This window comes from Paenibacillus sp. 2KB_20 (assembly GCF_052115765.1).
GTDB lineage: Bacteria > Bacillota > Bacilli > Paenibacillales > Paenibacillaceae > Paenibacillus_AQ.
On record NZ_JBFRHH010000003.1, the window covers coordinates 539,613 to 563,123 of the forward strand.

General features: G+C 52.7%; 16 protein-coding genes. 1 reads left to right on the forward strand and 15 read right to left on the reverse strand.

Features of this window, described 5'->3' with window-relative positions; genetic code table 11:
• Positions 1-2: 2 nt before the first annotated feature.
• The 13 genes from yqfD to AB4124_RS11940 all read right to left on the reverse strand — a co-directional run bounded on the left by yqfD (position 3) and on the right by AB4124_RS11940 (position 20,418).
• The gene (gene yqfD / locus AB4124_RS11880) at positions 3-1,196 is read right to left on the reverse strand and encodes a sporulation protein YqfD (RefSeq protein WP_441972973.1); all 1,194 of its coding nucleotides are present in this window, start codon (positions 1,194-1,196) and stop codon (positions 3-5) included.
• Positions 1,193-1,486 carry a sporulation protein YqfC gene (gene yqfC, locus AB4124_RS11885; RefSeq protein WP_441972975.1) on the reverse strand — a complete coding sequence of 98 codons (294 nt, stop codon included), beginning with the start codon at positions 1,484-1,486 and terminating at the stop codon, positions 1,193-1,195. Before yqfC ends, yqfD begins: the two co-directional genes overlap by 4 nt.
• Positions 1,487-1,627: 141 nt before the next feature.
• On the reverse strand, positions 1,628-2,206 hold the full coding sequence (locus AB4124_RS11890; protein WP_076320587.1) for a hypothetical protein: 579 nt from the start codon (positions 2,204-2,206) through the stop codon (positions 1,628-1,630).
• Positions 2,207-2,224: 18 nt separating this feature from the next.
• A complete protein-coding gene (gene floA / locus AB4124_RS11895; protein ID WP_076320586.1) occupies positions 2,225-3,226 on the reverse strand; it encodes a flotillin-like protein FloA in 1,002 nt (333 codons plus the stop codon).
• 92 nt (positions 3,227-3,318) lie between these two features.
• The gene (locus AB4124_RS11900; RefSeq protein ID WP_083659561.1) at positions 3,319-4,623 is read right to left on the reverse strand and encodes an NfeD family protein; all 1,305 of its coding nucleotides are present in this window, start codon (positions 4,621-4,623) and stop codon (positions 3,319-3,321) included.
• 314 nt (positions 4,624-4,937) lie between these two features.
• The gene (locus tag AB4124_RS11905; protein ID WP_053489149.1) at positions 4,938-5,378 is read right to left on the reverse strand and encodes a GatB/YqeY domain-containing protein; all 441 of its coding nucleotides are present in this window, start codon (positions 5,376-5,378) and stop codon (positions 4,938-4,940) included.
• A 16-nt stretch (positions 5,379-5,394) separates the two neighbouring features.
• Positions 5,395-5,568 carry a 30S ribosomal protein S21 gene (rpsU, locus tag AB4124_RS11910; protein ID WP_005547957.1) on the reverse strand — a complete coding sequence of 58 codons (174 nt, stop codon included), beginning with the start codon at positions 5,566-5,568 and terminating at the stop codon, positions 5,395-5,397.
• Between the two features lie 185 nt (positions 5,569-5,753).
• Positions 5,754-6,113, reverse strand: coding sequence for a histidine triad nucleotide-binding protein (locus AB4124_RS11915; protein WP_071222932.1), 360 nt, complete (start codon positions 6,111-6,113; stop codon positions 5,754-5,756).
• A gap of 284 nt (positions 6,114-6,397) precedes the next feature.
• Positions 6,398-9,850 (reverse strand): AAA family ATPase, encoded by a 3,453-nt coding sequence (locus AB4124_RS11920; RefSeq protein ID WP_441972978.1) that lies wholly within the window; start codon positions 9,848-9,850, stop codon positions 6,398-6,400.
• Position 9,851: 1 nt separating this feature from the next.
• Entirely contained in the window at positions 9,852-11,030 is a 1,179-nt protein-coding gene (locus AB4124_RS11925) for an exonuclease SbcCD subunit D (RefSeq protein WP_441972980.1), read from the reverse strand.
• A 51-nt stretch (positions 11,031-11,081) separates the two neighbouring features.
• On the reverse strand, positions 11,082-15,197 hold the full coding sequence (gene addA / locus AB4124_RS11930) for a helicase-exonuclease AddAB subunit AddA (protein WP_441973039.1): 4,116 nt from the start codon (positions 15,195-15,197) through the stop codon (positions 11,082-11,084).
• A 5-nt stretch (positions 15,198-15,202) separates the two neighbouring features.
• On the reverse strand, positions 15,203-18,733 hold the full coding sequence (gene addB / locus AB4124_RS11935) for a helicase-exonuclease AddAB subunit AddB (RefSeq protein ID WP_441972982.1): 3,531 nt from the start codon (positions 18,731-18,733) through the stop codon (positions 15,203-15,205).
• A 311-nt stretch (positions 18,734-19,044) separates the two neighbouring features.
• Positions 19,045-20,418 carry a class I SAM-dependent rRNA methyltransferase gene (locus AB4124_RS11940; protein ID WP_076320581.1) on the reverse strand — a complete coding sequence of 458 codons (1,374 nt, stop codon included), beginning with the start codon at positions 20,416-20,418 and terminating at the stop codon, positions 19,045-19,047.
• 237 nt (positions 20,419-20,655) lie between these two features.
• Here AB4124_RS11940 and AB4124_RS11945 point away from each other — a divergent pair, with 237 nt between their 5' ends.
• Positions 20,656-21,627 carry a Na/Pi cotransporter family protein gene (locus tag AB4124_RS11945; protein WP_441972984.1) on the forward strand — a complete coding sequence of 324 codons (972 nt, stop codon included), beginning with the start codon at positions 20,656-20,658 and terminating at the stop codon, positions 21,625-21,627.
• On the opposite strand, the gene AB4124_RS11950 is transcribed toward AB4124_RS11945, so the two are convergent.
• Together AB4124_RS11950 and mtaB are read right to left on the reverse strand one after the other, a co-directional pair.
• On the reverse strand, positions 21,624-22,079 hold the full coding sequence (locus tag AB4124_RS11950) for an NUDIX hydrolase (protein WP_076320579.1): 456 nt from the start codon (positions 22,077-22,079) through the stop codon (positions 21,624-21,626). The two genes, AB4124_RS11945 and AB4124_RS11950, sit on opposite strands and share 4 nt — an antisense overlap.
• A gap of 86 nt (positions 22,080-22,165) precedes the next feature.
• Positions 22,166-23,509 (reverse strand): tRNA (N(6)-L-threonylcarbamoyladenosine(37)-C(2))-methylthiotransferase MtaB, encoded by a 1,344-nt coding sequence (gene mtaB / locus AB4124_RS11955; RefSeq protein WP_076320578.1) that lies wholly within the window; start codon positions 23,507-23,509, stop codon positions 22,166-22,168.
• Positions 23,510-23,511: the final 2 nt, after the last annotated feature.

Sequence of the window (23,511 nt, forward strand, 5' to 3'; positions counted from 1 at the left end):
CCTCATTCTCCTTGATCATATACTATGGGAAGTTCTTTCGCGATGGTCTCTTCCACCTCAAAAAGCACTTTCATATAAACTTTACCATTCTCTTTCTTATCATGCAAAATTTTTTGGCTCACGAATTTGGAATCCGCCCCATATTTCGCCAAAATATCCCGGCGTGCCCCCTCGATTCCTTCTTTCTTGGCTTCATCCTCGCCTATGGTCCGCTGGACCTCGGTAACCTCCATGATCTTTTCCGTCATCCAGCCGAGTGGCAGCACGCGCGTCCTCCAAGTAAGCGGATCATAGAAAGTCAAGGTCTCCTGCTGCGAAAACGGAATATCCCCGTAGCCCCACAACTGGACGGCCCGATCGCCAAATACGATATAGGAGCGCTTCTTCCCTTCCCCCGTATAAACTTTATGAGTCTTCACCAATGGAATCTCGATATCGTATTCATGCCATACAAGGCCTTTCACTTCCCCTTTGGCTACAATTCGTTCCGAGTTTTCTTCATCGCCAAGGACACCGGAGATCAGAACGTCGCCCTTCTTTACCCGGCTGTTAATCCCTACTTTAGGAACCCCCTTCTCGGCGTAAATATGGGTGATGACAGCGTCCTGCGTACTGATCAGATGCCTTGGGCTCTGAAGCGGCGGTTTCTCCGGTACAGCCGCCTCTACGATCTGTATGCGTATGCGCGTCCCGTTGCGTTCCACCCCTACCCATGAAGTTCCCGGGAGGCGGGCCGTCATATTCCCGGACAGCTTGTCCAGCGATTGCAGCTTGAATATCCATTGAAACGGGTAGATCCCTTCCAACTTGGCCGCATCTAGCACATCTTCTGAAGCGATGGTTTCATTCCCCTCTACTTCCACGTTCCACACCATCGAGGAAAGCGTCAGCAGGATCATAAAAAACGCAACAACGCCGATAACAAACGCTTTGCGTTTCAGCAGGCGGCGAGCTTTGAAGGGGGATCCGTAACGCCCCTTAATGCGCGTACGGCAGCCTGTCCGTTTTAACAGCGGACGGAGCCCTCTGAAATCCTTCAGCAGCAGCTTAAGCTCTGCTGAGTGAGCCCCTGTCGGTGTTACATCCCAAACCGGAATCCCCGCCTCCGCCAATGAATTGATGAATGCTTCCACATGCTCACCGCGAACAGCGAGCTTCAAATATCCTCGAAGATGGATCATCGTCGGAATCTTCACGGTTTCTCCCCCATTCCTATGTATTGAATATGATGAATGGTGCCAATGATGGTCACTTCATGACTTTGAATAGCCTGAATCGCAAGTCCGATTCCCGAAATCTCCAAAGAACCTTGCGTTAAAGACAACACAAGTCGCTCCTCGGAAAAATGCCGGACTCCGCGATGATTTTCGATATGCAGCTCTTTATTGCCAATCAGGGTCAACCGCGGCAAATCAAATAACAGGTCCTGTGGCAAATCAAGCATTTCTTGGGTCCATTTCTGCAGCTTGCGGCTGATGCGGGACATATGGAGACTTTCCCCCTTCCTGTACTGTACACTTTATGCCCCATGAAGCTGTTTTATGAGATGAAAAGCAAAAAGACCGCCCCGTCAAAAAATCTGACGAGGCGGTCTCCCGCTTCTATGAATCTATTAACTGCATCCAATTTAACGCCGAGGATTCATGGGGCGCTTGGCACGCGGAGTTCCCAGAATTTCGGCCCAAACAATGCCATTTCGAGCTTGTTCTGCAAGAAACGATCGATCATTCTTGTTCTGTTCTCGCTCTTCGTCGTGGATTTCGACAACGGTTTCCGGTATATCGAGGGTCATCCGATTCAAATGAGAGTGGATCCGGTCCAGATCCCTCTGCATCATCTCGATTCGGTAATCCATACTGTCATGGCTAGAATTCATTTCAAGCTCACGTTTCATTCGGTCTATTTCTTGATGCTCAAGAGAATATCCGTTTCCGGTACCCGCTTCTTCTTCATCCATCCGCTCGATCCGGGTGCTTTCCTGAACAGGTGCCGGACGGGAGACTTGCGGAGTCGTCTGTACCCGTCTTGCTTCAGGCCGCTGTGGCCGCTGCTGCCCCGGTCTTGCAGGACGGTCCCCTTCGCCACCAAAGGACGGCATACGGGGGTTTTTCCCCTCCTCAGGGTTCTTGCCGCGTCTTCCGAGGGCGGAGATAATGAAGAAGCCTATAACAGCTACAATGTAAATATTATCGAATAACCAGCTCACTATAGGCTCACCTCATCGTTACTTGGTTTTGTTGTCACCGGGATTGTCATTATTCTCACCCATCTTACCGAAGGAACCCCTCATTTGCGTGTCGGCTTCGATATTCTTTAGGTTCATATAATCCATCACGCCCAGTTGGCCGCTGCGAAGCGCTTCAGCCATAGCCAGCGGAACTTGGGATTCCGATTCCACAACGCGTGCTCTCATCTCTACGACGCGAGCCTTCATCTCTTGCTCTTGGGCTACCGCCATCGCGCGGCGTTCTTCCGCCTTCGCTTGGGCAATACGCTTGTCGGCTTCCGCCTGTTCGGTCTGCAAGTACGCGCCGATGTTTTTGCCTACATCCACGTCCGCGATATCGATGGACAGGATTTCAAATGCAGTACCGGCATCCAATCCCTTGGAGAGAACCGTTCTGGAGATCGAATCCGGATTTTCCAATACGTCTTTATGAGAATTACTCGAACCGACCGTGGTAACGATACCTTCACCGACGCGGGCGATGATCGTTTCTTCCCCTGCACCCCCGACCAAACGGTCAATGTTGGCACGTACGGTTACACGTGCTTTAACTTTCACTTCAATACCATCTTTTGCTACAGCGGCAACGGTTGGTGTCTCAATGACACGCGGGTTAACGCTCATCTGAACAGCTTGCAGAACATCGCGTCCCGCAAGGTCAATCGCGGCTGCTCTTTCGAATTCAAGCGGAATATTCGCACGTTGGGCTGCAATCAAGGCGTTGACCACCCGGTCTACGTTACCGCCTGCGAGATAGTGACTTTCCAACTGGTTTATGTTTAAACCAAGGCCTGCTTTTGTCGCTTTAATCAGCGGATTCACGATTCGGCTTGGTGTTACGCGCCGCAGGCGCATAGCCACCAATGTAATTATTCCGACGCGAACGCCGGAGGCGATCGCCGAGATCCAGAGCATTAACGGGAAGAAACTGAAAAACACGCTAAGTACGATGATCGCGACAACCCCGATCAGAAGAATCGGTACCAATGAACCATCCATATTCGTTTACCCTCCATTATTGAGTATTTGCTTTCATCACTTGGAACATTTAAACACTAGCTCTTTAATATTACACAATTCCGTGGTAGGGTTCACCCTTTTTCTTCTTCTACAACAATTCTTGTACCGTCCGTCTTAATGACGCGTACCGGTCGACCGGAATCGATGAATCCTCCAAGCGTAACCACATCGAGTCGGCGTCCCTCAAGTTCCATCGTTCCAGCCGGGCGAAGCGGCGTAATCGAAGTTCCGACCAGACCGATAAGCACATCCCGGTCTTCGTTCGGAATATAGCCCTCCTCCCTCGATAAGCTGTCACTGAGAATGAATTTGCGCCATACTCCTCGTTCCTTGAATACGAGGGCAACCACGATAATGGCCACCAAAGCCGATGCTGCCGCAATGCCCAGGGACAGGGCAACATGAGAAGTGCTGTAGGCCGCCATCACAACGCCGGCAATCAAACTTACCGAGCCGATGATGCCCAGTATGCCAAAGCTTGGCACAAACAGCTCCATAGCCAGCATCACGATACCGATCACAAACAGCAGCCAGGTCTCCCAACCGGCAAATCCGGCCACCTGGTTACCAAAGAAATACAGTACGAATGCCGCTACACCCAAGATTCCCGGCACACCAAATCCTGGAACAATAACCTCGATAATAACGCCTGCAATACCAATGAACAACAGAAGTGTCATCACACCCGGATGCGTAAGAAAGGTTGCCAGCTTCTCCGAGAACGTGGGCTCCATCCGAAATACGTCCTGGGTGGAATACTCCATCCAAGCTATCACCTCGTCGGTGCTGCTTGCAATCGTATCCGCGTACCCCGTCTTGAGTGCCTCATCAGCCGTTAAAGATATCACCTCGCCGGGCTGCTTGGTCAAACCGATTTCAGGCATATCGACCTTTAGGTTGACATCAGCCATACCCATCGCGATTTGTTTGTTTCGACCGCTCGCTTCAGCAGCGCCAGCCATCTTGCTCTTCCACCAGGACACCAGCTTAGCATCTTCAATCCGGTTGCCTCTGGCATCGACCATATAAGCTGCGCCGATCATGCTGCCAGGCGACATAGCAATCTTATCTGCATTAAGCGCGATATAGCTGCCGGCTGATGCGGCATCGCCCGTAATGTAAGCCACGATCGGAATCTTGCTGTCCTTCATCAAGGTGGCAATTTTGCCGGCTTGATCCACAAGACCGCCGGGTGTATCGATCTCCAGAACAATAAGACCCGCCGACATCTCCTCGGCTTCCTTAAATCCGCGCTCCATAAAACTTGTTAAGCCGCGCTCGATCTGCTGCTTGACCGGAATGACGTAAACCGAGCCGATGTTAGCCGCCATTGCGGATTTCACTGGCCCAACATACATTCCGACCGATATCAGCATCAGAACGGCGGCTGCCGTGAATGTCAGGAATTTGCGGATCCAAAACGGTTTGTTCAATCTGTTCCCCTCCTTTTCGACGTATTAAGCCATCTGTACCCTTACTTCGACAAATAGGGTTCAACGAGCTGCCTTTTGCATAAGCATATGTATCTACTTGCACTCATATGGTAGTTATTACGAATCAGAAACGATTTCGTTTCAAAAAGTATTCCCATTCTTAAAAAAACATCGCGAAGAGGCGGTCCTCGAAAGCATTACCCACAAAAAAAGAAAAAACACCCCTTGAGAAAACAAGGGGTGTTTCACTTATGTTGTTACAGAAATTGTTGAACAACTTGATTGACAAGCTTTCCATCTGCACGCCCTTTAACTTTCGGCATGAGAGCGCTCATTACTTTACCCATCTCGGCTTTTGAAGAAGCACCGGTTTCCTGGATGGTCTGCTGTACAATGACTTTAATTTCTTCTTCAGTAAGCTGTTCCGGGAGGTAGGCGCTAAGGAGCTCAATTTCTGCTTTTGCATCGGCGGCAAGATCGTCGCGTCCCGCTTTTTCAAATTCTTGGAGGGCATCTTTGCGCTGTTTGATTTCACGACTAAAAATATCAAGCACTTCGTTGTCATCCAAACTTCGTTTCAAATCTATTTCAAGATTTTTTATCGTCGAACGAACCATTCGAATCGTTGAGAGTTTGAACTTGTCCTTACTCCTCATCGCTTGCTTCATATCTTCGTTCAATCGTTCGCTAAGATTCATGCTAGTTCAGATCCTCCTAAAACTTTCTCTTACGAGCAGCCTCGGACTTTTTCTTGCGCTTTACGCTTGGCTTTTCATAATGCTTGCGTTTCTTCACTTCAGCCAATACGCCATCTTTAGCAATGGAACGCTTGAAGCGACGAAGTGCAGCATCAATTGTCTCGTTTTTGCGAACTTTAGTTTCAGACACCAGTTTTCCCTCCCTCCGACCAGACCGTCCAAGAGCATTAACACGGTTCATCAAACTTCATTATAGGGCAAACGGAAATAGGGTGTCAACCTTAGACGTCTATTTTACGATAGTGGCAAGAATTAGAACAACCCCGCTGCGACGCTTCCGCTGCGAGGCTGATCTATTTCTTCCTTGGCCTGATGTTATGTATGAGCAGGTGAAATGCCTGTTAAAGCGCCCAAACGGCGACCGCCCATCAGATGATAGTGCACATGAAAAACCGATTGCTCCCCATCGGGCCCGCAGTTGTTAATTAATCGATAACCGCTCTCCGCAATGCCCAGCTTCGCCGCGGCTTCTTTAGCCGCTTTGTGCATCTCGCCAATCAGCAGCAAATCTTCATCCTGAATATCATTCATGGATGCGATATGCTTCTTGGGAATGATCAGGACATGAACCGGTGCCTCCGGGTTAATGTTTTGAAAAACAAGCACCTTATCATTCTCGAGTACCTTCGTGGAAGGAAGCTCACCCTCTACGATTTTACAAAAAAGACAATCCATTACGGTTACCCCTTTCCTACGTTTACATACTTTTATCATATAAGAAATTAGGCAGTGCGTCCAATAGATGACAATTAAGGCATACTCACAAAAAAAAAGAGAAGCACCCCTGGAACGCAGCTGTCCAGTAAGGAGGCGCTTGATCATGAGAGCAAGGAAAAAGATAGGAATCTCTCATGATCAAGCGCCTGCCCGGTGCTTCTTACATATGTCGGCTTATCTGTACTATAACAGTGCCATGTTGCTGTTTCCGTGATCTAGATCACATCATCCATGTTTCGCTATTACATCGATTCGATCGCAAGCTGCGATCCAGCTCCCGCTTGCTCCGCCGGCCGTACGACCAGCTTGCGCGGCAGACGCGCCCGAAGCTCGGGCACATGACTGATAATGCCAACGGTCAGCTTATCCGTATGGAGACGCTCAAGCGCGGTAATGACCGTCTCCAGCAGCTCCGGATCCAGTGTGCCGAACCCTTCGTCGAGGAAAAAGAACTGCAGTGGATATTGCCCGCGCAGTTGAATTTGTGCCGAGAGTGCCAAAGCCAAGGCCAATGAGGTCAGGAATGTCTCGCCGCCAGATAGTGTGGATACCGGACGCCGGACGCCGCCGTTGGCATCGTCCCGAATGACGAATCCTCCCCCGGAGTCCACCTCAAGTGAGTAGCGCTGCTTGGTCAAATAGCGAAGGCGCTGGGAAGCCGACTGACTCACCTGCATCAGCTGCTCCTCCGCAATGTATTCCACAAACGCGTTTCCGCGCAAGCAGGACTGCAATTTGGACAAGCGCTCGCTCTCTCGTTGAAGGCTAAGACGCTGCTCTTCCAATTCCATAAAACGGATGTGACGTTTGTTCAGGTCTTCCAAGTCCCGCTCAGCTCGAGCTCTCGCTTGAAGGGCCTCCTCATCGGCTGTACGGGCCGCCTGAAGCTCGCCTGAGCACCGTTCCCACTCCTCTTCATGAAAAGGGCTTACGCCTAGCTTCTGTTCGACGTCGCGAAGTCTCAGCGTCCATTCCCGCTGTCCTTCCCGATGGGCTTTCACTAATTGTGCACATCGTTCAATTTCTTCCGGGATTAAACAGGATTCCATGACGGCATGCTCCGTAGCGAACGGTGAGCCTGCCAGCTGGTTCTCCCAGGCAAGCTTGGCAGCTTGATGCTGCTCCTGCGCGGCTCCCTCAGCCTGTTCTGCAAGAGCCGCTTCCTTGGCTGCATGCTGAGCCTTCTCCTCTGCCTTCCTGCACTCGCTTCTGGCTTGTTCAGCGGATTCATTCAGCATCGTCATTCTGGTCCGGCATTCGCCCAGCAGCTCCTCAGCCGACCGGTCGCCGATCCATGCCTGAAGACGCTCTTCTTTATCCTTCAGCCCCTCCATCTTACCTTCACGCTGCGCATCCCATTGAATCAGCTGCTTCTCCAGCTCACGAAGCTGCTGCTCCAAGTGAAGGACGGCCTGCTTCTTCTCCTCGATAAATGGAACGCTCCGCTCAAGCCCTTCCTTGATCGACTCGGATTCCGCATCCTTCTCTTGCATGAGCTTAAAACGGCCGGCCGCCTCTTCCAGAGAGAAATCCGGCTTGACTTCCTGCCAGGAATTCAGAATGCCCTCAGCTTCTGCTTCCAGTCCTGCAAGCTGATCCCGCAGCTGGTTACATGTCATTTGACCATTCTCAAGCGCGGCGCTCTGTTTCATAAGCTCCTGCTGGCATGTGGAGAAACTCTGCTGTACCTTGGAGGCTTCCGTACGGCATGGTCCGATGGCAGCAGCCTGAGTTTCGGCTGCTTTTAGGAGCCATGCTGTATCCGAAGCAAGCCTTTCCACATCGTACAGTTTATCAGCGGTAGGTATGGCTGACACTGCCGCCTCCATCCATCCGCGTTCCTGCTCTTGCCCGTCGCGTTTGACGGCAAGCAGCTCGTCATCTGCGTACGACTCAATCTGCGAGCGCGTCTGTGTAGCCAGCGCTTCCGCTTCGTTAAGCTGCCCCCGCAGGGTTAATCTGGCCTCCTGGATCTGATGCGTGATCTGCGTCAGCCGATCCATGCCCTCATCAAGATTATCTTCAGGCTGCCCTGATGAGGCAGCAGGGCGAGGATGATGTTCGCTCCCGCAAACCGGACAAGGCGCTCCTGCCTGAAGCTCGGCGGCCAGCGAAAGGGAAAGGGCATGAAGCTGTTTGTCGCGAAGCGATTGGCTCATCGACTGGTTTACCTGAGCTGCCGCGGCTGCCATCCGATCGGCAAACGATGAGGCCTCGGCTGCATCACGCTGCAAGCTGTCAACTTGCACGGAGAGCTGTATGTAGTGCTGCTGCAATTCTTGCTCCTGCTTCTGCAGGGCAATAAACCTTGCCTTTTGCTCCTTCAGCTTGCTCTCCTGTGTCTTTAAATCAAGCTCAGCCTTCTGCTTGAGTCTGCCGGCTGACTCGAGGGCTTGAACCTTCTGCATCGCCATATGAAGCGCCTGCCGCTCACCAGAGCGGGTCTCAAGCCCTTTCAGCTTGGCTTGAAGCTCCTCCTGCCGCTTTCTCCCTCGTTCAAGCAGCTCTTGCTCCTTCTGCAGTTGGGCAGTTCCCCCTTCAAGCTCTTTGCGTGCATCCACTCGCTGTGCATCCAGCCTAATCAGTTCTTCCCGTAATCCATCACGTTCCCGCTGCAATATAACAGCTTGCTCCAGCTGCTGCTCCCGAAGCACCAGCTTCGGCTCCTCGGCCCGAAGGGCTGCCTGGGCAGCTTCATCCGCCTTTACGGCCTGTTCCGCCGCCTTCTGAGCGGATGCAGCCTGGGCGGTGAGTCCTTCGGCAATCTGCCGCCGCTGCTCCCAGACCTTGCCGGATTCCCGCCATGCCTCAAGTGCAGGGAGAACAGCGGCTGCCGCCCCTGTCAGCTCAAGCTTTCGTTCCAGCTCCTTCATCTCTTCCTCATGAAGGGCAAGCTCGTCCAGTTTCCCCTGCAGCCGCCGTTTTTCCATATCCAACTCACGGATTTTACCCATGGCTTCATGGGCTTCGATGGCGACCTGGAGATGATTCCGGCATGACACCGCGTGTTTCTTGGCATCTTCCAGCCTCGTAGTCGCTTCCGCCAAAGCTTCTTTGCCTGCACTGCCCAGCCCTTGCTGTTCAGCTTCGACGGATTTCAGCGAACCCTCTGTATCCTTAACGCGGCGGCTGAGCTTGATCGCAAGCTGGTCTCCGTATCGTTCCAAATGAAACAGCCGCTGAAGCATCTGCCGACGCTCACTCCCCTTCAGGGAGAGGAATTCGGCAAACTTTCCTTGAGGAAGGACGACCGCGCGAGTAAAATCATCCATTTTAAGTCCGATTTTCTCTTCTACGCAGCGGGTGACTTCGGCCAATTTATCCGCCATCACCTGATCCCCATCGGGGGTAACGTGGATAAATCGACTCACCGTATTGCTGATGGAGAGCTCGTTGACCCGTTTGAATCGGCGCTCTACCCGATATCGCTCCAGCCCGGCAGCGGAAGACAACTCAAACGTAAAGGAAACGGTCAAGCTGTCCTCCGAATGGTTCATGATGCCCTGGGTTCCGTTAACTGCGCGCTCCACCTTTCCATACATGGCTAGAGTAATAGCATCCAGCAGCGTGGATTTCCCGCTTCCCGTCGGTCCGAAAATACCGAAGAGTCCGGTTTCGCACAACGTCTCAAAATCAATCTCCTGCGTTTCTCGATAACTCTGCAGTCCGGATAACTTCAACAAGATCGGTTTCATCTTACGGCTTCACCTCCATCCCGTCAGACTCCTCTTCCTCTACAAGCTCCAGAAACAAATCGATCAGATGATCCTCGGGCTCCGCCCCGCCGGTTTGCCGCTGGTAGAACTTTCGGAACAGATCCGGCAGCGGCAGTCGGGACCGTTCGCTCTCCAGCTCCAGCGCCTCCATCTCCGGGTAAACCGGACGGATGTGAACAATGCCGTCCCTGCTCTTTCGAAGTCGCTGAATGTCGGCAAGCCCCATGGCCTCCGTTAGGGATACCTCCAGATCTATGAAAGCTTCGGGATCACGCCCCTCATCAAGCCATCGATACACCTCTTCCAAGCCGCCTTTGGCCTTCCAGCGAACAAGCGGGCGACCGCTGCTGAGAAACAGCTCTTCGATCACGGGTGCTCCTCCTGGCGATACGTCAACCAGGGTCACCGACTTGGCCTGTCCCGCTTCCGAGAAGCTGTAGGCCAGCGGTGAACCGCTGTAGCGGATGATTCCCTCCCCTTTTACTGCCTGAGAACGATGCAGGTGACCAAGCGCAGTATAAGATGCGCCTACAGAGAGTGCCAACGGATCAACCGTGTACGCTCCACCGACCTGAATCGGCCGCTCGGAATCGCTCTCGACGCCGCCAAGTACATAAATATGGCTCATGGCCAGATTGACCGTCTGCGGAGAAAATTCCCTTGCCATCTTCCTCATCAGTTGTCCGACTCTCTTGCTATAGGCAAGCCGGAGCTGATCCTCATCTCCATCGATCGATAGCAGCTCATTGAGCCTGGCCTCAGACGGATAAGGCAGTGCTGCAATCTTGGCCGTTTCTCCGGTACGTGTCGCTGCAACAGTGATCGCATCGGCGACGGGAGTCCCAATCAGCGTTATGCCCCTGGTTGCAACAAGCGGCGTGACCGATGCAACCCGTTCCGGCTGATCATGGTTGCCTGCAATGACCACCATAGGACGGCCCCCCTCCGTAAGTCTGGCGGCCGCATCATAAAACAACTGCTCTGCAGCCGCAGGCGGATTTACGGAATCATAAACATCCCCCGCCATGAGGATCAGATCGGCCTGCTCTTCATCTGCCAGCTTAACCAGTTCATCCAGAAAGCGCTCCTGCTCTGCAAGCCTGCTCCGGCCTTCAAGTGCGCGCCCCAGATGCCAGTCTCCGGTATGCAAAATACGCATCGCTAATCTCCTCTCCCGCTTCAAACTTCCCAATCAAACAAATCGAAATGACTATAGTTGAACGGCATGTCCCCCATCAAAAAAGTACAGCCATTTTTCATGAACGGGCTCGCCTAAAATATCTTCCAAGGCCTTTGCATATAGATCAAGCTGAAAACGATACTGCTCTGCCAAGGCCGAAACGCCGCCGCGATGCTCCAGCACCCGGTCCGTTTTATAATCCAGCAGCACAAGTCTACCGCCCTGCCTGAACAGGCAGTCCACAACCCCTTGGATCAGCACGGTTTCGTCCTGAAGGAGCTGCACATCCGGCGCTGCTTCGGCCGCTTGTTCCGAGAATTGGTCCATGAAAGCGAGTCCTTGATAAGCTTCAGCTGCGGGGAGTGCATATGAAAACGGCATCTCGCGCCAGACATCCTCTGCAGTCAGCAGCTGCTTCCCTACCTCGCAAGCAAACAGGCCGCTGATCTCCGTGGCTTCCACCGCGGCTGCCTGCTCACCGGTTATGATTTCTTTTTCCACAAGGTCGCGGATCGTGTCTTCGATTTCCGGCGTCGGTTCCGCGGCTCCCTCCAATCGTTGAAGAGGCACATGCTGCACGATCGTATGATACACGGTTCCCCGTTCCGCAGGTGTCAGCTTCGTTGACTCCATAAATTTCGGCCGTCGCAAGCTTAGTGTGAAAGATGCACCTGCCCCGATATTTTCCTTGCTCTGACGTTTTACGGCCTGCTCCTCCAGTAGATCCAGGGAGGGGCTGTCCTGCAAGGCAAGCAGCTTCTTCATCTCCGTTACGGACGTTTTGGCGGAAATTTGGCTGACCATTTCATAACGATATTTCCAAGACAAGCGCTCATAGATGCTTGCACGTTGATCATCCGTACCCATATCTTCCGCTTCGGCTTTACTAGCCATCGGAACAACCGGCTCGAGCTTGCGCAGGGCATTCAGCTTATTCATCCGGTCATCGTTATCCGCCTGCACGTCATCCTTAATACCGATCATGCCCTGCGCCAAGGATTCCGGCGTCTCGATCGAAAATATCCATTGCGATCGATCTTCTCTAAACACGCGTGAGTTCGTCTCCCCGGATAAGCCCGCCTTCTCGCGGAGCAGACCTGCGGATGGATGGCGTATCACGGCCGGGCCGATCCAATCCAAGTAACTCCGGCCCCGGGCAAGGACGTAATCCGGCAGAAGAAGCTCCGGGTTAAAATCGGCTTGTGCCCACGCAGCCACCTTCTTCGGCAAATCCTTCACCGTGCCGACCAGAATCATCTTCTCTTTAGGCCGCGTAAGGGCAACGTAGAGCACACGCATCTCCTCAGCTAACAGCTCCAGCTGCGACCTGCGCCGGATCGCCAGGTTAGGCAGCGTGGGATAGCTAACGCGCATGCCTTCATCCACAAACTTCGGTCCAAAGCCAAGCTCCTTATGCATAAGGAAAGGGGAATTCAAATCCTGCTGGTTAAAATTTTTGGACAATCCCGCTACAAAAACAACCGGGAATTCCAGCCCCTTGCTCTTGTGAATGGTCATCAACCGTACCGCATTGCCCTGGCTTTCCGTACCGCCGGCAGTGCCGAGATCCCCGCCTCGCTCCCGGAGCCGGGAGATAAAGGTCAGGAAACGGAAGAGACCTCTGGAGGCTGTATCCTGTTCATACTGCACGGCCCGGTCATACAAGGCGGTCAGATTGCCCTGACGCTGCTTGCCGCCAGGTAGACCGCCAACCCAATCCAAGTAGCCGGTTTCACTGTAAATTCCCCAGATCAGATCACTCAAACTTCCTTGGCGCGCTTCCTGCCGCCAGCGCTGAAGCCGATCCATAAACAATCCAAGTTTTGAGCTAAGCTCCGGAGATATTTCGATATTCTGACCTTCCGCTGATAACGGAGCATCCGAAAGAAGGCTGCCTGCCACGAACTCATGACCTGCTGCTGCTTCGGCTAAACCTTCCAGTTCTACACCCGGCGTCCATTTGCCATCCACGAAGCCCACAGGGCGCGCCAAATCCATGACCGGCGGGACGACACTTAACGCGACTGCTGCCTTAAGCGCATCGTAGTAAGTCCCTTTGGCACACAGACGCACCTGTGCCATCTCTTCCTCGGATAATCCGAGTATCGGCGAGCGCAATACGGAAGCCAGGGGAATATCCTGACGGGGATTATCAATCACCTGCAGCAGCGATAAAATGATCTCCACTTCCGTCGCCTGAAAGTACCCTTTATTCTGCTCGCCGAACGCCGGAATCCCTTCCTGCCGCAGTTCCTCTATAATTAACGGTGCCCATACCATGGCTGAGCGAAGCAAAATAACCATGTCCCCATACTCCGCGGGCCGCATCGATTTCAGTCCTTTATCGTACACCATGAGCGGCTTCCCGTTTTCGCCTGTCATCTCACGAATTCTGCGGGCAATGGCGCGGGCCTCCAGTTGGGCGGTTTCCATCTCAAGCGCCTCAACCTCAAGATGAACCCCGTCCTCTTCGGAAGATGATTCTTCGGACTGCTCCTCCGTCCCTTTTCCAAGACGGTCGATCAGGAGCAATTCAGGCGTGTAAGGGTTCGTACCGCCCTGAACCTCCTGCTCCGGAAAGGATGCGCCGCATACAAGCTCCGCTCGAGCATCATAGGCAATCTCGGCTACGGATTCATTCATGATCTGCCGGAACAACAAATTGACGGCATCCACCACTTCCATCCGGCTGCGGAAATTACGGGCCAGATCAATCCGGATGCCGGCTTGGGCCGTGCTTGCGTCGGAAGAAAACGTCTTATATTTATCGAGAAACAATCCCGGCTCCGCCAAGCGGAACCGATAAATACTCTGCTTCACGTCACCGACCATAAACCGGTTGCCCGGCATTTCCCTGGAGATCAATCGTACAATGTCTTCCTGTACGCTGTTCGTATCCTGATATTCGTCGAGCAGCACTTCATCAAACTGCTCGCGGTATTCCATAGCCGCATCGGAAGGCATCATATGCCCCGGCACGGAATCAGGGTGACGAAGAATATGAAGGCAGTAATGTTCAAGGTCGTTAAAGTCGACCATGCCTTTGGCGGCTTTGGCCTCACGATATCGCTCGCCAAAAGCGATAACCGTCTCGGCCAGCTCCATCATCAGCGGCGCTGCCGTGTGAAGTTCCTGCAAAAATTCCGATGCCGGACGGCCAAACAATGCACTTTTCAGCTCATTGACGATTTTCTTCACGTTGTCGCGCAGTTCCTTAACCTGTTCCTGAAGCTCCGGCAGCACCTCATCCTTCCGAACGGATTTGAGCTTGCCGAAAGACGCCTCGCGAAAAATGCCGTACAACGATTCCCACGGCGAACTATCGATGGCCTCAAGCAGGGAGGCGACCAATCGTAAGTCCTCATCGAGATTGTCCACATACGGTGCAGGCCCTCCCGGCTGCATGGCGATCGCCCTGGCTTGCTGCAGCAAGCCAGCCGCTCCGTTCAAAGCCAGACGGGCATCAGCCAAAATGCTTTGAACCCATGGCGTTTGTCCGAGAGCCTCCGTATCTTGTACCTGGAAGCCGGCAGCCGTTTCCCTTAGCCAGTGTGCCGGCCAGGAATGGCTGCGGGAGAAATCATAGAGGCGCTGAACGAGACGGTACAGCGCGTCGTCCGTTCGCTCGCCACTGAACCAGTCCGCCAAATGAAGAAACCGACTTTCCTGGTCGCCCTCGGCCTCGCCGTATTTCTCTTCAAACAGCTCCTCCAGCATATCCTGCCGCATTAAATCCGCCTCATGTTCATTCAGAATGCGGAATCCCGGATCCAGCGGTATTAACTGATAATATCGCCGAATGACTTCCATGCAAAAGGAGTGCAGCGTTGTAATTGACGCCCTACCAAGCAAAGCAAGCTGACGCCGGATATGCTCATTGTCCGGTTCCCGGTCCAGCTCACGGTCAAGCGCTTCCCGAATCCGTCCCCGCATTTCGGCAGCCGCAGCCTTGGTAAACGTAGCTACAAGAAGTCGGTCTACGCTGAACCCCGCGGAATCGTCGAGGATTTTGCGAATGATCCGTTCAACCAGCACGGCGGTCTTCCCTGAACCCGCTGCAGCTGCAACCAGCATATCATCGCCCGACAGCGCGATGGCTTTCCACTGGTCGTCACTCCACATGCTGCCCTCGGGTTTTGCTATCATCTCTCTCACCGGCTCTCTCCTCCCTTCGGATGTCCAAGCATATCCCAAACCTGATCTTTACCCGGTTTACCCAGTAGCTGATATTCGCTGCCCTCAATTGCGTCGTCGAACTGGCATACAGGCCGGAAGGAACAGTACGTGCAGGCGGTCTCCTGCTGAATCCGATACGGCACAATCGCGACATCGCCCCCCGTAATTCTGGAGCCGATATTCAGCATATTCTCCCGCACGGCGGACAACAAGGTCTCCCACTGGTCAGGTGTTGCCACGGCTGCGCTGCTGTAGAAGCTTCCGTCCGTTTTGACGGCGACAGGCAGAATAGCCGAGTGTCCTTTTTCAAGGAAAGAATCCATGAGGGAAACCGCTTCGCGGTCTGCCAGCAGCAAGCCCTTCATTTTGTAACGTTTGAGCAGCTCCTCTGCCGCCTGCTCCGGCGTCATGCCGTTTGCAGATTGCAAGATTGGATCATGAACGTGGAAATACAAGGTTCCCGCAGGCAAAGCCTGTTCACCGAGCCAGTCCTCCGCAAACGTCAGCAACACGTCCAGATAGGTCAGCATCTGCAGGGATAATCCGTAATAGACCTCATGCAATCGCAGATCCTTCTGGCTGGATTTATAATCGATGACCCGAAGCATGATCCCATGCTCTCCGCGTGCCATGTCGACCCGGTCAATGCGCCCGACAATCTCCATCTTGACCCCGTTCGGCAATTCAAACGTCAGGGGTGGCAGCGGCTTCCCTGGACCGAAATCAAGCTCAAGGCCGATCGGCTCGAATTTGCCGCGCCTTGCTTGTTCACCCAGAATCACGGATGCTCTGCCCACGATATTTTTCAGCTTGCGCGAAATATATCCGTATCGCTTGGAGCTAAGCAGGATTTCACCCTGCAGCATGGGAGCAAGCCGATCGACGGTCGCTTCCGCCTCGCGCAAGCATTCCTCCGCGGTCAGGTCTCCCCAGCTTCGATGCTGGGATTGAAACTTCATGGCCATGCTGCTCAAGGCAGCATGAAATAGCTGTCCGATGTCGGGAGCCTGAAGACGGTACAGCTGCCGTTCTCTCAGCTTCAATCCATGGGAGGCAAAATGGGAAAACGGGCACGCAACAAAGCGCTCCATCCGAGATACGCTTGTTCGCAGCTTCGTTCCATACAACTGCCTGCTCGTTTCCTGCTTAAGTGGCCGGGCTTCATTCCGGTAAGACAAGGACGAGAGCATCGAAGAAAGACGCGACCTTAAATCCGGCCGTTCCGCGTACCAATTGTACACATGCCACCAAATGTTCGGAATCTCCTCTCCATTTCTCCAGTCCCGTAGCCGACCCGTCAAGTAAGCCAACGTCTTATTAGGACGTGACGCATAATGCTCCTGCTCGCAGGCCGATTGCCCGGCATGCGGTCTTGGAAACAAAAGCACCTCTTCCATCTGAAACATCAGCTTCAAATGGCGGATGACCTCGGATGGCAGTAACGTCTTACCTTCATCATCTGCCGCAGGATAGCTGACCCAAAGCTGCTTGCTGGCCGAAGTCAGAGCATTATAAATCAGGAACCGTTCATCCAGCAGTCTTCGGGATATGCTTGGAGCAAGCTCCAAGCCGCGGTCTTCGAGCTGAACACGCTCCGGTTCTGTCAGGATCCCATCGTCCTGAAACTGGGCTGGGAGAACACCATCGTTAATGCCGAGCAGAAAAGCATATTTCACCCCGCCCGTCCGTGTCCGATCCATGCTGCCGATCAGCACTTGATCCAGAGACGGAGGCACCAGAGCCATTTTCATCTCCGTAAGTCCCGTACCCAGCACACCCGTGAACAATTCGGTGCTGAGCTTCTCCGCACCCATCATCTCCACAATCTGGTCGAGCAGGTCAAGCACAGCCCCCCATACCTGGCGATGCTCCCTGGCTTCCTCAGGACGCCCGGCATCCAGAGCAGCGCGGCTTAACAGCTCCAGCTTTTCGGGAACAGCGGTTTCCTCCAGTAGCCGATAAACTGCGGTGCTCTGATCCATTGCACTCGTTGCCTTTTTCATCCGCTTCTCAAACGCATGCAGCGGCTCCACAATCACCTTTCTGGCATACTCAATCACCTGCATGCCATCCGGATTGCGCACCTCGCTCTCCCCATCCTCTAATGAGAGGCTAGGAATTCCCTTCCACGGGCGGCCATCCGTCCAGCGCGAACCCTGAATTCCGGAAGCCAGCACGTGGTTCTCCAGACGATCCATGTCCTCACGGGTAAGCGAACCGTCCAGCGGCAGCAGCAGATCCGTCTTCACGCAGCGGAATACGTCCTCGTAACGCCAGCGGCGTCCAATGACATCAAGAGCAGATCGAATAAATTCGACCAGCGGATGGTGCAGCTCGCTCCGCTTCTGATCCAGAAAATAAGGAACACCGTATTCCTTGAACATAGGACCTATCAGGTGCTCATATTCTCCCATATTCCGGACAAACACGGCCATTTCCCGGTATCGTGTTCTTTCTTCCCGGGCGAGACGAACCATTTCACGTAAAGCTCCTTCGATTTCAGCCCGGCGGTGACTGGCAGAATGCAGAAGAAGACCTGTCCTGCTGCCGTCCGGATTGCTCACTGTATTTCCATCTCGCGCAGCTTCCGTCCAACGTTTCTTCCGATCATAACCGCGCTCGAGGTGGGCAAGCAAAGGGGATTCTTGAAACCGTGGAAGAACATCGGTTTGCAGAATACGATGCTCCATATCCAACCCCATCTCATCGGCAATGCCTTTAAGCTTTATGTACGTCACTGCGGTAGGATGAAAGAGATCCAGCTCATGCGGAACATTGCCGTTCGTATAAGGCTTGTCCAGTGTCAACGCAATCGTTACATGGTTGGCATGGGCCATAATTTCTCGGAGCACCCGGTACTCCTGCGGCGTAAAACCATGGAAACCATCGATCCAAATGTCGGCGCGCTTGATATAGTCCGATTGGGTCACGCCCGCTGCTAATGAGGCCAGCGTATCTTCCTCATCCATGTAGAACCGTGAAATCTCAAGCTCAAAATCACGAAAGACCGTTACGATGTCCTCCAGCTTGCGCCGAAGCATCGGTGAATTCCCGGAGCCAGATATCATCTGTCCCAGCTGCTCCTCTACGCAGGATGCGTCAATGCAATAGCGCTTCATTTCCGTATACAACTCGCTCAGCTTACCGACAAAACCATGCTGCTCTCCCGAAGCACCGAACAATTGGAGCTCTTCTTTGCGCCTCCGCAAAATTTTGTACAGCAGCATGCGCTTGCCTTCTTCACTGATCGCCACCTTTGCGGCCCCGCCGCTTTCCTGCATGACGCGGTAAGCCAGTCGACGGAAACTAAGCACTTGCGCGCGCATTATCCCGCGAATGCCTCCCGCATTAACGAGTGCATGCTCTGCTTCATAGGACCCTTGTTCGGGAACGATCAGTATCATCGGATTCCCCTTGGGATCTTGCTCCAATCGCTCGATCATCTCTTGGCGGATCGACGTGCTCTTGCCGCTGCCCGACCTGCCAATAACAAATTGAATGCTCATGCTATGCCCCCTTTACATCGTCTTTCGAAAGGGACTCCTTCACCCTTCTTAACAAGCTGCGCTTCCGGTGAAATCATGCCCTTGAATCTATGAGTCAAATGTATCAAAATTCATATGAAATCCACGTTTTGGTTCGTTGTCTATCAAAAAAGATGTTGATTACTAGTATAGCATAAGTATCGTTTGATGGAACATACGTTTGGATTTCATTCCCATTCCAAAATATTGCGGACATACAAAAAAGGATCCTGCCATCGTGGTTTACCCACCATGGCAAAATCCTTCGCATCAACCGCTATAGCTGTGGCAGTTTACAGCTTTGATTTGCTGCGCACTTCAAACACGGCAAATTTCAAATAATGCCCCTCATCGACCCCGAGAATTTGCGGGTGATCCTTGCCAGCCGCACGCCATTCCACGAGTCTTAGAATTTTGCCGGCATCTTTTGCAGCATCCTGAATCGTCTCCAGGAACAAATCCGGCCGCATATGGTACGAGCAGCTTGCCGTAACCAAATAACCGCCTTCATTCACCAGTTTCATTCCATGAAGGTTGATGTCCTTATATCCCCGGCAAGCTCCCTTGACAGCAGACCTGGTTTTGGCAAACGCCGGCGGGTCCAGAATGACCACATCCCAGGAACGTCCACCTCCCGCGGTCAGCGGTTTGGAGGTATCCACTTTCTGATCCCCTTGCGCACGCTGCTCACGTTCTTCCAAGCCTTTTACCTGGTTGCGCAAATATTGGAAGGCATCGTCCACTACAAACTCCACGCGATCCTGGAATCCGTTCAATTCCACATTCTCTTTGGCGCTTTCGATAGCATGCTCCGATATGTCAAGACAGGTTACTTTCTTGGCCCCATAAAGGCATGCGTGCAGCGTGAAACTGCCCGTATGCGAAAAGCATTCCAGCACCGTAGCACCGTCCCAATAGGGAAACGTGACTTCTTTTCCGCTTTTGTTCACCGGCAAGGACTTCATCTCACCGTCCCGTTCCACAGTCTGAAGCGTGATCCCGCTGCGGTCTCCCCAACCCTTCATTAACGGTTTTATGGATGCCCGGTTCTCGCGCTGATCAAAGAAATATCCCGTCTTCTGACCTTCTTCAATATCCACTTTGATCTTCAAGCCGTTCTCCGTCACCGTCACGTGGCGAGGACACTCCCCGTAGAGAATACCCGTGCGCTGTTCCAGACCTTCCAATTCCCGGATGGATACATCGCTTCGTTCATAGATTCCTTTTGGCTGGACCACCTCGACAAGCGCGTTCACGATATCCTCACGGCAGCGATCCATGCCCAGCGTCAGCAGCTGGATGACCAGTACGTCATCAAAACGGTCCACAATCAGCCCTGGCAGAAAATCCGCCTCGCCATAAACCAGCCGGTAGGCGTTCTCATCTCCGATAAACCGTTCCCGATGTTTCAGGCATTCCTGAAACCTGGCGGCGAAAAAGGCCTTGTCCATCGTCTCAATCGGCTCATACGAAACGGTGCGTACGGTGATTTGAGATTGCGGGTTGTAATAACCGGAGGCGAGAAAACGGCCTTGATGGGTTAATACCGATACGATATCACCCGGCTTGGGTTCACCCTCGACAGAGGCAATCTCGCTTTTATAAACCCAGGGATGCCCCTGCTCCAGTCTCTTTTTTCGACTGCGCTCCAAAATTACCGATGGCACTGTATTTCACTCCTTAAGTTATCCCCTGACCATTTCAATAGGCATGCATGTCCGCCAAGGGTCATATACGTAATTAAGATAAAAGTCTATCGATTCGATGCTGAGTGACTTCCTGATTCACTTCGTGTTAGATATAGAAAACCTACCTTTGAATCGCGGTCGCTCATCCTTGATTGGCCTCGATTGGTTTTCTTATCAAAAGAGAGCTTTTTGAACAACCTCTAAAAGGAGAACATCATGCTATCCTCACTCTGGTTTCCCATCTGTTATGGTCTTGTCCTGTTCCTGTTCGGCATGAAGGTCATGGAGGTTGCGCTCCAACGCTGGGCCGGTCCGCTGTTGCATAAGTGGCTCCATAAAGCGACATCCACGCCCCTGAAAGGCATGATCGCCAGTACAGCGGTCACGGCCCTGCTGCAAAGCAGTACCGCCGTTACTGTGCTGGCAATAGGTTTCGCCAATGCCGGATTGTTGAGCCTCGCCGGTACTTTGGGCATTATTCTCGGCACGAACATCGGCACAACGGTAACCACCGAGCTCATCAGCCTGCAGATTGGACAAGCCGCCATGCCTCTGCTTGTCCTCTCGCTCATGCTATGGGTCGGGGCCGTAATCGTCAGCGAGCGCGTGCCTCCGAGCTACGACAAGGTAAAAAACAATTTGATCCGCAGTCAGTTTTTATGCCTCGCTGTCACCGGATTCTCACTGGTGCTGCTTGCTATACAATTCATGCAGTCTATTGGTCCGACTCTGCAAAGCCTCGGTTTATTCCAGTGGTTCCTGGACCACGCTTCGCGGAGCGTCCTCTGGGGTATAGCAGCCGGAACGATATTGACTGCTCTGATGCACAGCAGCGCAGCTGTCATCGCTATGGCTATGGGGCTTGCAGCCAGCGGTGCGCTGCCTCCGGAGATCGGCGTTGCCATCGTTCTGGGCTCCAATGTCGGCACCTGCGCAACAGCACTTATAGCAGCGATTGGCAGTACCCGAGCAGGGCGATTTGTGGCCTGGTCCCATATGGGGCTGAATATCGGCGGTGTTCTGCTCTTTACTCCGTTCATATCAGGCTTAACCACCGTATCCGGATGGTTAGCGGCGGATCCTGCTGGACAAATCGCCCATGCGCAAACCTTATTTAATATCGTATGCTCGCTTATTGCGCTTCCACTATGCTATCTGCCCTTCTGGAACAAGCAGGCACAGACCTAAAGTTTCATATCTTCATCCGCAGGAATGCTAACCTCAAGCAGCATTAGCGCTTTACGCAGGATGATATCATTGTTGTTATATCCGTTGCTGCGCTGCTTCCTCCATGCGGCCAAAGGCTCAAACCAGTCCACGCCGTTGATTTCCTCGATCTGGGGTTTTAAGCTACCTTTTTCTGCTTTAACCAGATAGTAATGGACTTCCTTGTCCACCTGGCCGAATTCGGGATGATGGTATTTATATGCAATAATGTCCACTGGAGAGGTGATGGATCCGACTATACCTGTCTCCTCGCAAATTTCTCGAAGTGCAGTCTGCTCGACGGTTTCACCGGCTTCCATCTTGCCCTTGGGAAGCGAGGTTTTTCCATAACGGTCCAAAATAAGCTGGATCTGAAGCGCCCCTTCATGATGACGGTATACCACGCCGCCTGCGGAAATCTGTGTATATGTCATGTCCTATTCCTCCTTCATGTACAACAAGGATTCCACTTCCGGTAGCCAGGAAATGAAATCCTTGTCTGGTATGGCCGCTATTGGAATTACTGGGCAGCTGCCTTTAGTCCATGATCTATGACGCTGAGGAGTTCGCCCTCGCATTCATTTACACCAGCTTTGGTTACTTTTACGCGGCACAGTTTGCCTTCGAGATCAGGCGATCCGTTGAAAACAAGCTGCAGATAATTATCGCTATAACCCTGCATCTTTCCGCCATTAGGAGCACCCTTGTACTCACGCTCCGGTATCACTTCCAGAATCTGACCTACAAAACGTTCAGCATAAGAAAGCTGCAGCTGCTCCGACAAGTCAATCAAATCATGCACACGTGCATTCTTCACTTCCTCGTCCACCTGATCCTCCATCCGTGCTGCCGGCGTACCGGTACGCTTCGAATACGGGAATACATGCATCTCGGAGAACTGAATTGCCTTCATCAGGTCATAGCCGTTACGGAACATCTCATCGGTTTCGCCAGGGAAGCCAACGATAACGTCCGTCGTAATGCCCACATCGGGCATGGCTTGACGAATCAAGCCCATCTTGTTATAGAACTCTTCGGTTGTATATTTACGGCGCATCCGTTTCAGTACCGTATCATCCCCCGCTTGCAGCGGTATATGAAGATGGCGGCACATTTTACTGGAGCGATTCAACACATCCAGCATCTTCTCATCGATCTGGCTTGCTTCGATGGAGCTGATGCGGATCCGTTCCAAACCGTCTACCCGGTCAAGATCCCACAGCAAATCGGACAATCTGTAATCTTCAAGATCATCTCCGTATCCGCCTGTGTGAATACCGGTCAGCACGATCTCCTTATAACCCGCTCCAACCAGCTGATGCGCCTGCTTGATGATGCTCTTCGGATCACGGCTGCGTGACAAACCGCGGGACCAAGGGATAATGCAGAACGTACAGAAGTTGTTGCATCCGTCCTGGATTTTTAGAAATGCGCGAGTACGTTCCGCAAAATCCGGAACATCCATTTCCTCAAATACCCGGGTCTTCATAATATTGCGAACTGCATTAATCGGCTGACGCGTCTTTTCAATATCATGGATGAAATCCATGATTTTATCGCGATCCTGGTTCCCGATCACAAGATCCACACCCGGGATATCCAGAATTTCTGCAGGCGAGGTTTGAGCGTAACAGCCCGTTACAGCCACGATGGCCTCGGGATTGCGGCGAACCGCACGTCTGATCATCTGACGGCTCTTCTTGTCCCCTGTATTGGTAACGTGACAGGTGTTAATCAAATAAACATCTGCGGTTTGTTCGAAGTCCACCTGGTCGTAGCCTTCATTTTTGAAGTATTGCCAGATGGCCTCGGTATCGTAAAAATTGACTTTGCAACCCAACGTATAAAACGCTACGGATGGCATGT

What these genes read in the sequence shown, in the direction of transcription:
- yqfC (WP_441972975.1), bottom strand. Translation starts at nt 1,486, where the DNA reads ATGTCCCGCATCAGCCGCAAGCTGCAGAAATGGACCCAAGAAATGCTT.
- floA (WP_076320586.1), bottom strand. Translation starts at nt 3,226, where the DNA reads ATGGATGGTTCATTGGTACCGATTCTTCTGATCGGGGTTGTCGCGATC.
- AB4124_RS11900 (WP_083659561.1), bottom strand. Translation starts at nt 4,623, where the DNA reads ATGCTGATATCGGTCGGAATGTATGTTGGGCCAGTGAAATCCGCAATG.
- AB4124_RS11905 (WP_053489149.1), bottom strand. Translation starts at nt 5,378, where the DNA reads ATGAATCTTAGCGAACGATTGAACGAAGATATGAAGCAAGCGATGAGG.
- AB4124_RS11915 (WP_071222932.1), bottom strand. Translation starts at nt 6,113, where the DNA reads ATGGATTGTCTTTTTTGTAAAATCGTAGAGGGTGAGCTTCCTTCCACG.
- AB4124_RS11920 (WP_441972978.1), bottom strand. Translation starts at nt 9,850, where the DNA reads ATGAAACCGATCTTGTTGAAGTTATCCGGACTGCAGAGTTATCGAGAA.
- AB4124_RS11925 (WP_441972980.1), bottom strand. Translation starts at nt 11,030, where the DNA reads ATGCGTATTTTGCATACCGGAGACTGGCATCTGGGGCGCGCACTTGAA.
- addA (WP_441973039.1), bottom strand. Translation starts at nt 15,197, where the DNA reads ATGATAGCAAAACCCGAGGGCAGCATGTGGAGTGACGACCAGTGGAAA.
- addB (WP_441972982.1), bottom strand. Translation starts at nt 18,733, where the DNA reads ATGAGCATTCAATTTGTTATTGGCAGGTCGGGCAGCGGCAAGAGCACG.
- AB4124_RS11945 (WP_441972984.1), top strand. Translation starts at nt 20,656, where the DNA reads ATGCTATCCTCACTCTGGTTTCCCATCTGTTATGGTCTTGTCCTGTTC.
- AB4124_RS11950 (WP_076320579.1), bottom strand. Translation starts at nt 22,079, where the DNA reads ATGACATATACACAGATTTCCGCAGGCGGCGTGGTATACCGTCATCAT.
- mtaB (WP_076320578.1), bottom strand. Translation starts at nt 23,509, where the DNA reads ATGCCATCCGTAGCGTTTTATACGTTGGGTTGCAAAGTCAATTTTTAC.